This window comes from Sulfitobacter sp. M85 (assembly GCF_029285915.1).
GTDB classification, from domain to species: Bacteria; Pseudomonadota; Alphaproteobacteria; order Rhodobacterales; family Rhodobacteraceae; genus Sulfitobacter; species Sulfitobacter faviae.
This window is the reverse complement of sequence record NZ_JABECQ010000007.1, coordinates 113633-126010: the sequence shown is the minus strand read 5'-3', so window position 1 is coordinate 126010 and position 12378 is coordinate 113633. Positions and strand designations below refer to the sequence as shown.

At 62.3% G+C, this 12378-nt stretch carries 10 protein-coding genes and 1 tRNA gene; 10 read left to right on the top strand and 1 reads right to left on the bottom strand.

The features are described from left to right. Positions 1 to 116 precede the first annotated feature (116 nt). The 10 genes from HKX24_RS14260 (at position 117) to HKX24_RS14215 (ending at position 11732) form a co-directional block, all read left to right on the top strand. A complete protein-coding gene (locus tag HKX24_RS14260; RefSeq protein ID WP_271691329.1) occupies positions 117 to 1754 on the top strand; it encodes a BCCT family transporter in 1638 nt (545 codons plus the stop codon). A gap of 98 nt (positions 1755 to 1852) precedes the next feature. Next, positions 1853 to 3076, top strand: a complete 1224-nt coding sequence (locus HKX24_RS14255; RefSeq protein WP_271693824.1) for an aminotransferase class V-fold PLP-dependent enzyme — start codon at positions 1853 to 1855, stop codon at positions 3074 to 3076. A gap of 61 nt (positions 3077 to 3137) precedes the next feature. Beyond that, the gene (locus HKX24_RS14250; RefSeq protein ID WP_271691328.1) at positions 3138 to 4559 is read left to right on the top strand and encodes a deoxyribodipyrimidine photo-lyase; all 1422 of its coding nucleotides are present in this window, start codon (positions 3138 to 3140) and stop codon (positions 4557 to 4559) included. Between the two features lie 59 nt (positions 4560 to 4618). Then, positions 4619 to 5830 (top strand): cyclopropane-fatty-acyl-phospholipid synthase family protein, encoded by a 1212-nt coding sequence (locus tag HKX24_RS14245; protein ID WP_271687253.1) that lies wholly within the window; start codon positions 4619 to 4621, stop codon positions 5828 to 5830. A gap of 36 nt (positions 5831 to 5866) precedes the next feature. Then, positions 5867 to 6307: a TrgA family protein gene (locus HKX24_RS14240; RefSeq protein ID WP_067266699.1), complete on the top strand. Its 441-nt coding sequence runs from the start codon at positions 5867 to 5869 to the stop codon at positions 6305 to 6307. A 5-nt stretch (positions 6308 to 6312) separates the two neighbouring features. After that, the gene (locus tag HKX24_RS14235; protein ID WP_271691327.1) at positions 6313 to 7446 is read left to right on the top strand and encodes an NUDIX domain-containing protein; all 1134 of its coding nucleotides are present in this window, start codon (positions 6313 to 6315) and stop codon (positions 7444 to 7446) included. Positions 7447 to 7459: 13 nt separating this feature from the next. Next, entirely contained in the window at positions 7460 to 8494 is a 1035-nt protein-coding gene (locus tag HKX24_RS14230) for a cysteine synthase A (protein WP_271691326.1), read from the top strand. Next, positions 8491 to 10851: a DUF3772 domain-containing protein gene (locus HKX24_RS14225; protein ID WP_271691325.1), complete on the top strand. Its 2361-nt coding sequence runs from the start codon at positions 8491 to 8493 to the stop codon at positions 10849 to 10851. Before HKX24_RS14230 ends, HKX24_RS14225 begins: the two co-directional genes overlap by 4 nt. Further along, positions 10848 to 11570: an alanyl-tRNA editing protein gene (locus tag HKX24_RS14220; RefSeq protein ID WP_271691323.1), complete on the top strand. Its 723-nt coding sequence runs from the start codon at positions 10848 to 10850 to the stop codon at positions 11568 to 11570. Before HKX24_RS14225 ends, HKX24_RS14220 begins: the two co-directional genes overlap by 4 nt. Positions 11571 to 11642: 72 nt before the next feature. Further along, positions 11643 to 11732: transfer RNA gene (locus HKX24_RS14215), tRNA-Ser, on the top strand. Between the two features lie 112 nt (positions 11733 to 11844). Here HKX24_RS14215 and HKX24_RS14210 read toward each other — a convergent pair. Next, positions 11845 to 12135: a hypothetical protein gene (locus HKX24_RS14210; protein ID WP_271687259.1), complete on the bottom strand. Its 291-nt coding sequence runs from the start codon at positions 12133 to 12135 to the stop codon at positions 11845 to 11847. Positions 12136 to 12378: the final 243 nt, after the last annotated feature.

Genomic DNA, 12378 nt, shown 5'->3' with positions numbered 1-12378 from the left:
GGCTTGGCCGCAATGGCTTGCCCAATGGTCGCAGGCCTCTATCCTGTTGTGCACGGATGAGAAAAACAGAAGGCCGTGTTTTGCGCGGTAATCTGTCATCAAAGAGGGAACAGATTATGAGCGATACCAATTCGCACGGCATCCCCGAGCCTGAGGGCAAGGCGGATGTGATCGATACCGATTATGAGATCGGTCAGGATAATATCGAACGGCAGATCGGGCCGTTCGGGCTCGACATTCACAACCCGGTCTTTCTGATTTCGGGGATCGCCGTGGTGATCTTCGTCTTTTACACCATCGCGCTGCCGGAACAGGCAGGCGCGATCTTTTCGGCCATGTTCAACTTTACCACTAAGAACTTTGATTGGTTCCTGATCGGCTCTGCCGATTTGGTGGTGATCTTCGCACTTTTGCTGATCGTGACGCCCTTTGGCAATGTTCGCCTTGGCGGCAACGAAGCGGTTGCGGATTATACCTATCTTGGCTGGTTCGCGATGCTTTTCGCGGCGGGCATGGGCATCGGTCTGATGTTTTATGGCGTCTCCGAGCCGCTGACCCACTTCTCGACTTCCATGGGGGAGATCACGACCGAGAACGGGCTGCGCACCGACTGGGCCCCGCTCGCGGGTGCGTCGGGTGACGAGGCCGGTTCGCTGCGCCTTGGCATGGCGGCGACGATCTATCACTGGGGTCTGCACCCTTGGGCGATCTATGCCATCGTCGCCCTGGCGCTGGCGTTGTTCACCTATAACAAAGGTCTGCCGCTGACGATCCGCTCGGCCTTTTACCCGGTTCTGGGCGAACGTGTTTGGGGCTGGCCCGGGCATATCATCGACACCATCGCGGTCTTTGCCACGCTCTTTGGTCTGGCCACGTCGCTGGGTCTGGGTGCCACGCAAGCTAACGCCGGTCTGAACGAGCTGTTCGGGATTCCCGTTGGCACCACATCTGAGATCGTTCTGATTTCGCTGATCACCGCCGTGGCGCTGGTTTCGGTGCTGCGCGGTCTTGATGGCGGTGTGAAAGTCCTCAGTGAGGTTAACATGGGTCTGGCAGCACTGCTGGCACTGTTCACCTTGATCGTCGGGCCGACCGTGTTCCTGCTGTCCTTCTTCTGGGACTCGCTGGTTGCTTACATCGAATATCTGCCCGCACTCGCAAACCCGTTTGGCCGTGAAGACGTGAACTTCTCCCAAGGCTGGACGGCGTTCTACTGGGCTTGGTGGATCAGCTGGTCACCCTTCGTCGGCATGTTCATCGCCCGCGTCAGCCGGGGCCGTACCGTGCGCGAATTCATCGTTTGCGTGCTGTTGATCCCATCGCTTGTCTGTGTGCTGTGGATGTCGATCTTTGGCGGCACCGCGATCCATCAGGTGCTGAATGACGGCTACACCGCGGCCCAAGATGCGGGTCTGCCGTTGCAGCTGTTCAAAATGCTCGATGCACTGCCGCTGGCTTCGATCACCTCCTTCATCGGCATCGTGCTGGTGGTGGTGTTCTTCGTCACCTCGTCCGACTCCGGGTCGCTTGTGATCGACACGATCACCGCAGGCGGCAAGGTCGATGCGCCGGTGCCGCAGCGAGTGTTCTGGTGCATCTTTGAGGGTGCCGTGGCCATCGCGCTGTTGATCGGTGGCGGCTTGGCAGCGCTGCAATCCATGGTGATCTCCACCGGTTTGCTGTTCACGCTGCTGCTGCTCTTCATGTGCTTCTGCATCTTCCGCGGTCTGCAGGACGAGCGTAAAATCCGCTAACCTGCACAGCCTTTAAGACACGGATGACGGCGGCCTCTCGGGGCCGCCGTTTTCTTTGGGCGCTTGACCTTGGCCGCGCCGCGGTGGACCTTCCCGCCATGCATATTGATTCCGAATGGGTCCGCACCCAATTTCCCGCTTTCGCCGAGCCGAGCCTTCAGGGGCAGGCTTTCTTTGAGAACGCCGGTGGGTCTTACACCTGCCGCCAAGTGATCGACCGGCTGCATCGCTTCTACACTCAGCGAAAGGTGCAGCCCTACGGCGCCTATGAGGCCAGCCGGCTTGGTGGGGAGGAGATGGACGAGGCCCGCACCCGCATGGCCGCGATCCTAGGCGTGACGCCGGAGGAGCTGAGCTTTGGCCCCTCGACCACGCAAAACACCTATGTGCTGGCGCAGGCTTTTGGCCAGATGATGCAGCCCGGTGAGGCGATCGTCGTGACCAATCAGGACCATGAGGCCAATACCGGCCCGTGGCGCAGGCTGGCCGAGCGGGGGATCGAGATCCGCGAATGGCAAATCGACCCTGAGACCGGGCATCTCGATCCGGCAAAGCTCGAAGACCTACTGGACGAGAATGTCCGGCTGGTCTGCTTCCCGCATTGCTCAAATGTGGTGGGCGAGATCAACCCGGTGACCGAGATCACGGCGCTGGCCCATGCCGCCGGGGCTTTCGTCTGCGTCGATGGCGTCTCTTATGCGCCACATGGCTTTGCCGATGTCGGGGTGCTGGGGCCGGATATCTACTTATTTTCCGCTTACAAGACCTTCGGGCCGCATCAGGGTGTCATGGTCATCCGCCGGGCGCTGGCCGAGCTGCTGCCGAACCAAGCGCATCACTTCAACGGAGACGTGCTTTACAAGCGCTTCACCCCCGCCGGGCCGGATCACGCGCAGATCGCAGCCAGCGCGGGCATGGCGGACTATATCGACGCTTTCCACGCCCACCATATCGGCGGCACTGCCGGGGCCACGGCGCGCGGTGTTGCTGTGCATGACGCGATGCGCGCCCATGAGACGGCTCTGTTGCAACCGCTGCTGGATGCCATGGCGGCGCGCAACTCTGTGCGGGTCATCGGCCCCACCGATGCGGCAACTCGCGCGCCCACGGTCGCATTGGCGCTTGATCGACCGGGGGTCGAGATGGCGCAGGCATTGGCCGCGCGCGGCATCATGGCAGGGGGTGGCACCTTCTACGCAGGCCGGGCGCTCGGCGCGATGGGGGTAGATGAGGCCAAAGGCGTGCTCCGCCTCAGTTTCACCCATTACACGACGCAGGATGAAATGGACAAACTGCTGAACGCGCTGGATGATCTGCTCTGATCCTTGACCCCGGCGCAGGGGCGCTATGTTTCGGGACAAGTGTAGGAGCAAGACCCCGAACGTGAGCGACAATTCCCCGATTATCATGTGGTTCCGCCGCGATCTGCGGCTGAGCGACCATCCTGCCCTGACGGCGGCCTGCCAGTCGGGCCGCCCGGTCATCCCGCTGTTCATCTGCGACGCACAATCAGAGGCTTTGGGCGCGGCGCCGAAATTCCGCCTCGGGCTGGCCTTGGGCTGCCTTGGGGAGACTTTGGCCGAGAAGGGCAGCCGCCTGATCCTGCGCCGTGGCGATGCGCTTGAGGTGCTGCGCGAGGTGATTGAAGCCACCGGCGCGGGGGCAGTCTATTGGAGCCGCCTTTACGATCCCGCCGCGATCGACCGCGACGCCAGGGTCAAAGAGGCGCTGAAGGACGATGGGGTCGAAGCCTGTAGCTTTGCCGGGCATCTGATGTTCGAGCCTTGGACGGTTGAGACCAAGACCGGCGGCTTTTACAAAGTCTTCACCCCCTATTGGAAGGGGGTCCGGGGCCGCGATGTGGCGGCCCCCTTGGCCACCCCGAGCGACATCCCAGCCCCGCCAAACTGGCCCGAGAGCGCCGCGCTCGACGATTGGCAAATGGACGCCGAGATGCAGCGCGGGCGCGACGTAGTGCGCCCCTATATCCGTCTGGGGGAGGCTGCGGCACAGGCCCGGCTTGGCTCATTCATGGCCCATATCGTCGAAGGCTACGACGAAAGCCGCGACATGCCGGGCGAGGATGGCACCTCGGCCTTGTCAGAAAACCTGTCATTGGGTGAGATCAGCCCGGCCCAGTGCTGGCACGCGGGCCAGCGGGCGATGCAGGAGGGCAAGCGCGGGGCTGAGACCTTCCTCAAGGAACTCGCCTGGCGCGAGTTTGCCTATCACCTGATGTATCACACGCCGCGCATACTTGACCAAAACTGGCGCGAGGAATGGCAGGCTTTCCCGTGGAATGAGGACGAGCGCCGCGCCGAGGTGCTGGCGTGGAAACAGGGGCGCACCGGGGTGCCATTCGTCGATGCGGCCATGCGCGAGTTGCAGGTCACGGGGCGCATGCACAACCGGGGCCGCATGATCGTGGCGAGCTATCTGACGAAACATTTGATGTGCCACTGGCGGATCGGGCAAAAGTGGTTCGAAGAACACCTGATCGACTGGGACCCGGCCAATAATGCGATGGGCTGGCAATGGGCCGCAGGCTCTGGCCCCGATGCGACGCCGTTCTTTCGCATTTTCAACCCTGAGACCCAGCTTGATCGGTTCGACAAGGGGCGCGACTACACCCGCCGTTGGATCGCCGAGGGCCGCGCGAAACCGAATGACGAGGCGCTGGCCTATTTCGACGCGGTCCCACGCCGCTGGGGCCTAAGCCCAGAGGATGATTACCCCGATCCGATCGTCGATCTGTCAGAGGGGCGGGAACGGGCGCTCGACGCCTATCGCAACCGCGACTTTTAACTTTTTGCGAAACAGCAGTCTGCGGTTACAGTAGGCCAGAACAAGAACGGAACCGAGGTATGAAGCTTACGACCACCGAGGGGCAGAAAGGTCTGCCGCGCTATTTCCCGCAGGTCTTCGCCATGGCGCAGGAGATGCAGCACGGGCGGGTGGACTTTGTCCTGCCCGATGGCCGCGTGTTCCGCGCCGAAGGGGCCAAGCCCGGCCCGGTGGCAGAACTGCATATCCATAACGATGATCTCTTTGCCCGGTTGATCCGCGAGGGGGACCTAGGCTTTTGCGACGCCTATCTGGATGAGTGGTGGTCGACGCCGGACCTGCAAGCCTTCATGGATTTGGTTCATGCGGGGAATGAGACGGTCTATGACGGTTTCCCCGGCCAAGGGCTGCTGCGTCAGTTCGAGAAGTTCCGCTTCTGGCTTCAGCGCAACAACCGCAAACAGGCCAAGCGCAACATCAGCTATCACTACGATCTGGGCAATGCGTTCTATAGCCTATGGCTGGACGATACGATGACCTATTCTTCGGCCATTTTCGAGGGCGACGCCCAGCAATCGCTGGAGGCAGCGCAGCGGGCGAAATACAAATCCATGGTCGATCAGATGGGCGTGCAGCCCGGCGATCATGTCTTGGAAATCGGCTGCGGCTGGGGCGGTTTTGCGGAATATGCCGCCGCCGAACGCGGGCTGAAAGTGACCGCGCTGACCATCAGCCAAGAGCAGTTCAACTACGCGCAGGAGCGGATCGCCAAGGCGGGCCTCTCGGACCGCGTGACCTTCAAACTGCAAGACTACCGCGACGAGACCGAGAGCTATGATGGCATCGCCAGCATCGAGATGTTCGAGGCGGTGGGCGAGAAATACTGGCCGGTCTATTTCGACACGCTGCACCAACGTCTGAAACCGGGCCGCGCCGCGACCTTGCAGATCATCACCGTCGCTGACCGCCGTTGGGAGGTCTATAAACGCGGAGTGGATTTCATCCAAAAATACATCTTCCCCGGCGGCATGTTGCCCAGCCCCACGATCCTGCGGGAGCAGGTAGAGCGGGCAGGGCTGGTCGTCGACCGGTCGATCGAATTTGGCAAAAGCTATGACATCACCCTGCGCCGTTGGCATGAGACCTTTAACGAGAAATGGGATCAGATCACCGCGCTAGGCTTTGACGAACGCTTTCGCCGGATGTGGAATTTTTACCTCACTTCCTGTGCCGCGACATTTGACAGTGGCAATTGCGACGTGACGCAGATTACGGTACGGCGACCTGTGTGACCGCCCCTGCGGTCCAATGCCGCAAGGAGCCGAAAAATGCCGACTGGTGCACGACTTATGGCAGCGATCTCACTCGCCGTGCTGGCCTTTGTCCTGTCGGGCATGGTCGTGCCCTTGATGCCGGAAAGCACGGATTTCGGGTATTTCCTGCCGCTTAACGTGGTGCTGGGCCTCATCGTGGGCTGGCGCGTGATGGGCCGGCGCGCGGGCCGGGGCATCGTGGCTGCGATCAACAACGGTTTTGCCGGTGTCTTCGTGCTGATGCTCTGGGCGATCTTTTTGCAGGCGGCGAATGAAATGGTTCGGCTGGCGTTGCGCAACCGCTATGACGATCCCTTCGAGGCCATCGTCGCCGTGTTCCAGATCGGCGCGGAATTCGGCCTAATGATCGCCACCGTGCCCATCGGCGTGGCACTTGTCGTCGGCGGCATGATCGCAGGGCTTTTGACCGAATTTGCTTATAACCGTTGGCCCTGATCACCATGCGACATCTCTTTATCTACGGCACTCTGCGGCATCTGCCGCTGTTGGAAATCGTGCTTGGCCGCTCCGCCGAGGCGATTGATCTCAGCCCCGCCAATCTGTCCGGCTACCAAGTCTCTGCCGCCGCCGAAGGCCCGTTTCCCACGATTGAGACGCGCGATGGCGCGCAGGCCGAGGGCTTGCTGGTGCGGGGCCTGAGCGCGGATGATTTCGCGCGGCTCGATTTCTATGAAGGCGCGTTCGACTATGATTTGGTGCCGGTGACACTGGCAGACGGGCAGGGGGCTGAGGTCTATCTGCCCCAGCCCGGGCGCTGGACCGCGCAGGGGCCATGGTCCTTGCCTGAGTGGGAGCGTGATTGGGCCGCGCCTTCCTGCCACGCCGCGCGCGAAGTGATGAGCTATATGGGCAAGCGCCCGCGGGCCGAGGTCGATGCGATGTTCCCGATGATCCGCCGTCGGGCCCATCAGCAGGTGCTGGCGACACAGGGCATGCATGATCCGCTGGCGCTCGATGGCAAGGTCGAAGTGACCGACCGCCGCCGCGTTTACGCGAACTTCTTCGCCCTTGATGAAATCTCTCTGCGACATGAGACATTTGACGGCAGCATGTCGGCGCAGATCGACCGGGCGGTTTTTGTCAGCGCGGATGCAGCTTTGGTGCTGCCCTATGACCCGCTGCGCGACCGCGTGCTGCTGGTTGAGCAAATCCGCATGGGCCCGCTGGCGCGCGGCGATCATACCCGCTGGCAGTTGGAACCCATCGCAGGCCATATCGACCCCGGCGAGACACCGCAGGCCGCCGCCCGGCGTGAAGCGCAGGAAGAGGCGGGCATCACCGTGGGCGCCTTGGAGCCGGTCGGAAACGTATATGCCTCCCCAGGGAATGCGACGGAATTCTTTCACATTTTCGTGGGATTGGCAGATTTGCCGGATCATATCATCGGCACCGGCGGTTTGGCTGCGGAGGGCGAGGATATCCGGTCGCATCTGATGTCATTCGATGATCTGATGGCCTTGGCCGATGCGCAGGCGCTGGCCAATGCGCCATTGGTGGCAAGCGCCTATTGGCTTGCCCGCCACCGCGAACGCTTGAGGTCCGAAGGCGCGACAGCTAAACCGGACGGAACATGAACTGGGGGCAAACATGCAGGTTGCTAAAGATCTGGCCGAGGCCATTGGAAACACACCGCTGATCCGGCTGCGCGGCGCGAGCGAAGAGACCGGCTGCGAAATCTTGGGCAAGGCGGAGTTCATGAACCCCGGCCAATCGGTCAAGGACCGCGCGGCGCTGTTCATCATCCGCGACGCCATCGCACGGGGTGAGTTGAAGCCCGGCGGCACCATTGTCGAAGGCACCGCGGGCAACACCGGCATCGGGCTTGCGCTGGTGGGCGCGTCGATGGGGTTCAAGACCGTCATCGTCATCCCTGAGACCCAGTCGCAGGAAAAGAAAGACATGCTGCGGCTGGCCGGTGCCGAACTGGTGCAGGTGCCTGCGGCTCCTTACAAAAACCCCAACAACTTTGTCCGCTATTCCGAGCGTTTGGCCAAGGAACTGGCCAAGACCACGCCCGAGGGGGTGATCTGGGCCAACCAGTTCGACAATACCGCCAACCGGCAAGCACATATCGAAACCACTGGTCCCGAGATTTGGGAACAGACCGGCGGCAAGGTCGATGGCTTTTGCTGCGCGGTCGGCTCGGGCGGCACGCTCGTCGGCGTGGCCATGGCGCTGCAACCCAAGGGCGTCAAAATCGCGCTTGCCGATCCCGATGGGGCCGCGCTGCACAGCTACTATACCGAAGGCGAGTTGAAGTCCGAAGGCAGTTCCATCGCCGAAGGCATCGGGCAGGGGCGGATTACCGCAAACCTCGAAGGGTTCAAGCCCGACTATTCCTACAACATCTCCGACGAAGAGGCGTTGCCGGTCGTCTTTGACCTGCTGGAGAATGAGGGGCTCTGCCTTGGTGCCTCCTCGGGCGTCAACGTCGCCGGGGCCATGCGTCTGGCGAAAGAGATGGGGCCGGGCCATACCATCGTGACCGTGTTGTGCGACTTTGGCACGCGCTATCAATCCAAACTCTTCAACCCGGAGTTCCTGCGCGAGAAGGGGCTGCCGACGCCCGCTTGGCTTGATGCCGCGCCGCAATCCATCCCAGGTGTTTTCGAGGATACATGACCCAAATGCTCCGCTTCGCCCTTGGCCTTACCGCGTTGCTGGTCTGGCTGACCGGCGCGGCTGTCGCACAGGAACCGGTTCTGCCGGATTTCGACCAATGGGAAACCGTCGCCTCTTCGGCTGAAGAGGCGATTGACGCTCCCGATACCACCGAAACCATGCTGGAGGTGCAGCGCGCCCGGCTGGTGGATTACCGCGCCGAATTCGACGCAGCGCGCAACCTGAACGCGGCGCGGATCAGCGCGCTGCGCGAACAATTGGCCGCGCTCGGAACCCCGCCGGAGGGCGATGGGGCCGAGCCGGAATCCCCCGAAGTCGCCGCCAACCGTGAAGAGTTGAACCGACAGCTCAACACACTGCTGACCCCGGTTCAGCGGGCCGAAGCGGCATATCTGCGCGCCGATGCGCTGATCGGGCAGATCGACGTTGCGCTGCGCGAACGCCAGACTGAGCAGTTGATGGAGGTGGTGCCCACGCCGCTCAACCCCGTCCATTGGCGCAGCGCGATAGACGATCTGGCGACAGCGGCGGGTGAGATCGCCGCCGAAGCGCCTGACGATGCCGACACGGCGCGGCGCAGCCTGCGCGCCTCTCTCCCTGCGGTTCTGGCCCTCACCGTTCTGGGCTTGGTGCTGATCTTCCGTGGCCACCATTGGTCGACCGCGATTGTGGGTCGGCTTCAGCAATTCGGCGCGCGCGGCTTTGGCATTTGGCGCTTTGTCGTGTCTCTTCTGCGGATCATCCTGCCCACGGTCGGTCTGGTCTTGCTGGCCATGGCCGTCTTGGCGACCGATTGGCTCGGCCCCCGCGGCTCGACCCTTGTAAAGTTGATCCCAGTGATCGGCGGCGCGATGCTGGGCGTTCGCTGGGTCGCCGAACGGGTGTTCTCTCGCGATGAGGACGAGGCGCTGATCCTGCTGCCCGCGGCTGAGCGCAAAGCGGTTCGTTTCTACGTCAGCATCATCACCGTCACCGTCATCCTTGGCGCCATCATCACCGCCATTTTCGATGGCCAACAACCGGCCGAAACCACCGAGGCTGTGCTGCGCCTACCGGTGATGCTGCTGAGCGCCTTTGCCCTGTTCCGCATCGGGAAAATCCTGCGCGGTTATAGCGATCCGGTGACGGAAGATGTCTCCGCCGCCGAAGAGCCGCGGACCTCGACCCTGAACCGCGTCGTGCGCGGGCTGGGCTTGGGCGCGATGATCGTGGCCGTGGTCGCGCCCCTCCTGCTGATCAGCGGCTATTACAACGCCGCCGTTTCGCTGCTGCCGCCCTATGTCACCACGCTGGTGCTTCTGGGGCTGGTGATGACGCTGCAACGCTTCTTGGCCGATGTTTACGGTGCCATGACCGGGCAAGGGGTGCAGGCACGCGAAGCGCTGATGCCCGTCTTCTTTGGCCTGATCCTGTTGTTGCTGTCGCTGCCCGTGATGGCGCTGGCATGGGGCGCGCGGGTCACCGACCTGACTGAGCTTTGGGCGCTGTTCAGCCGCGGCTTCGCCTTTGGCGAGACGCGGATCCGTCCCACGGATTTCCTCTCCTTCGCGGTGATCTTCGTGATCGGCTATGCCGCCACCCGTCTGATCCAAGGGGCGCTGCGCAGCAACGTCCTGCCCAAGACGCGGATGGACATCGGCGGGCAGAACGCCATCGTCTCGGGGATCGGCTATGTCGGGATTTTCCTCGCCGCGCTGCTCGCCATCACCGGGGCAGGGATCGACCTTTCTGCGCTGGCCTATGTCGCCGGTGCGCTGTCGGTCGGTATTGGTTTTGGCCTACAAAACGTGGTGTCGAACTTCGTCTCGGGCATCATCCTGTTGATCGAACGTCCGATCTCCGAGGGGGATTGGATCGAGGTGGGTGGCCAGATGGGCTATGTGCGCGACATCTCGGTGCGCTCCACAAGGATCGAGACCTTCGACCGCACCGATGTCATCGTGCCCAACGCTGACCTAATCAGCGGCACGGTCACCAACTACACCCGCGGCAATACCGTGGGCCGCCTCATCGTGCCCGTGGGCGTGGCTTACGGCACCGACACCAAACGGATCGAAGGCATCCTGCAAGAGATCGCCGAGGCGCAGCCCATCGTGCTGACCAACCCGCCGCCCGCGGTCTTGTTCTTGAACTTCGGGGCCGATGCGCTGGAATTCGAGGTGCGCTGCTACCTGCGGGATGTGAACTGGATGATGAAGGTCAAGAACGACATCAACCACGCCATCGCCGCGCGTTTCAAAGAAGAAGGAATCGAAATTCCCTTTGCCCAACGCGACCTATGGCTGCGCAACCCTGAGACGTTGAAGGCCGAAGCACCGAAAATAGAAGATGACGCAAAGCCGGAGCCGCAGGCATGACGGGCGAGCTGTACCGGACCGAGACCTACCTGCGCGACGCCCCGGCCCGCGTGGCGGCCCATACGCCCGAAGGTGGGGTGATCTTGGACAATTCCCTGTTCTACCCCACGGGCGGCGGCCAGCCGGGCGACAGCGGGTGGCTGACCTGGGACAAGCAAGAGCTTACCATTGCAACTACGGTGCGCGACCGCGACAGCGGCGGCATCGCGCTGGTCCCGGCAGAGCCGCGTCCCTTGCCGCCGGTGGGCGCTTTCGTGAAACAGGAGCTCGACTGGGACCGCCGCCACAAGCACATGCGCGTTCATACGGCGCTGCACCTTCTGTCGGTCGTGATCCCCCATCCGGTGACGGGGGGACAGATTTCGGCCACCCACGGGCGCCTTGATTTCAACATGCCCGATGCGCCGCAGAACCGCGAGGAACTGGAGGAGGCGCTGAACCACTTCGTCTCCCTCGATGCGCGGGTGAGCGAGGACTGGATCACCGAAGCCGAATTGGACGCCGCGCCTGAACTTATCAAAACCATGTCCGTCGCCCCGCCGCGCGGACGGGGGGACATTCGCCTGATCCGCATCGGAGAGGCGCAGGACCCCATCGATCTACAGCCCTGTGGCGGCACCCATGTCGCGCGCACGGGCGAGATCGGCGCGCTTCGCCTTGGAAAGATTGAGAAAAAGGGCCGTTTGAACCGCCGTGTCTATGTTCATCTGGGCGGTTAGATAAATTTATCCTCTCTGGGGGGAATTCGCTCTTGCAACTCACTGCCCCCCCAAGCTAAACCCCGCCTCAACGGAGCGGTGGCCGAGTGGTCGAAGGCGCACGCCTGGAAAGTGTGTAGGCGGGAGACCGTCTCCAGGGTTCGAATCCCTGTCGCTCCGCCATTTTCCCTTTTTTGCAGAAAGAAGTTGTTGCCCATCGGGCCATGCGGCTCCGCCTGCAAGAAAAAAGCCCGGCACCTTTCGGGCCGGGCCTCTCGGGTCTACCTAAGACAATTTAGCGGGAGTCGTTGCCCGCGCCATAACCACCATAGGCGAAACCTTCGCCCAAGCTGCTCACGGGGCCGCTGGTCGAGAAGGTGGCGACCGGCGCACTCTCGTCCGAGAATGTTTCCAACCGCAGGTCAGCGGCGCGCTCATTAGGGCGGGTTTCACCGGCATCCGCGGCATGGACGACATCAGCCGTGACAGACGTGTCCAAGCGCAGGTCTTCGTAGCGTGTCGACTGGCCTGCGAAGCTCGCGGTGGCGATCAGAGTGGCGGCGGCGGTTGCGATAAAGAGTTTCATTGTTCTAGTCCTTTCAGGTTTGGGAAAGGGCGTCGGCTTTCTCGCTCTGGGGAGAGGCGGGGAGGTCGGGAGGCCCGTTCGATACAATGATATTAAGGCGCAGTGAGGGGCGGTTACAAAGCAACTCGGATCACGGCCCAGTGTTAGAGCGAGACCCGGCGCGATCAGATCGTAACAAATTGACATATCCGCATAAGATACCGTTATTAATAGGTTATCCCTGCGCCGTGGGCCGAGGCCCAT

Coding starts and splice junctions, on each gene's coding strand:
- HKX24_RS14260 (WP_271691329.1), top strand. CDS start 117: ATGAGCGATACCAATTCGCACGGCATCCCCGAGCCTGAGGGCAAGGCG.
- HKX24_RS14255 (WP_271693824.1), top strand. CDS start 1,853: ATGCATATTGATTCCGAATGGGTCCGCACCCAATTTCCCGCTTTCGCC.
- HKX24_RS14245 (WP_271687253.1), top strand. CDS start 4,619: ATGAAGCTTACGACCACCGAGGGGCAGAAAGGTCTGCCGCGCTATTTC.
- HKX24_RS14240 (WP_067266699.1), top strand. CDS start 5,867: ATGCCGACTGGTGCACGACTTATGGCAGCGATCTCACTCGCCGTGCTG.
- HKX24_RS14235 (WP_271691327.1), top strand. CDS start 6,313: ATGCGACATCTCTTTATCTACGGCACTCTGCGGCATCTGCCGCTGTTG.
- HKX24_RS14230 (WP_271691326.1), top strand. CDS start 7,460: ATGCAGGTTGCTAAAGATCTGGCCGAGGCCATTGGAAACACACCGCTG.
- HKX24_RS14225 (WP_271691325.1), top strand. CDS start 8,491: ATGACCCAAATGCTCCGCTTCGCCCTTGGCCTTACCGCGTTGCTGGTC.
- HKX24_RS14220 (WP_271691323.1), top strand. CDS start 10,848: ATGACGGGCGAGCTGTACCGGACCGAGACCTACCTGCGCGACGCCCCG.
- HKX24_RS14210 (WP_271687259.1), bottom strand. CDS start 12,135: ATGAAACTCTTTATCGCAACCGCCGCCGCCACTCTGATCGCCACCGCG.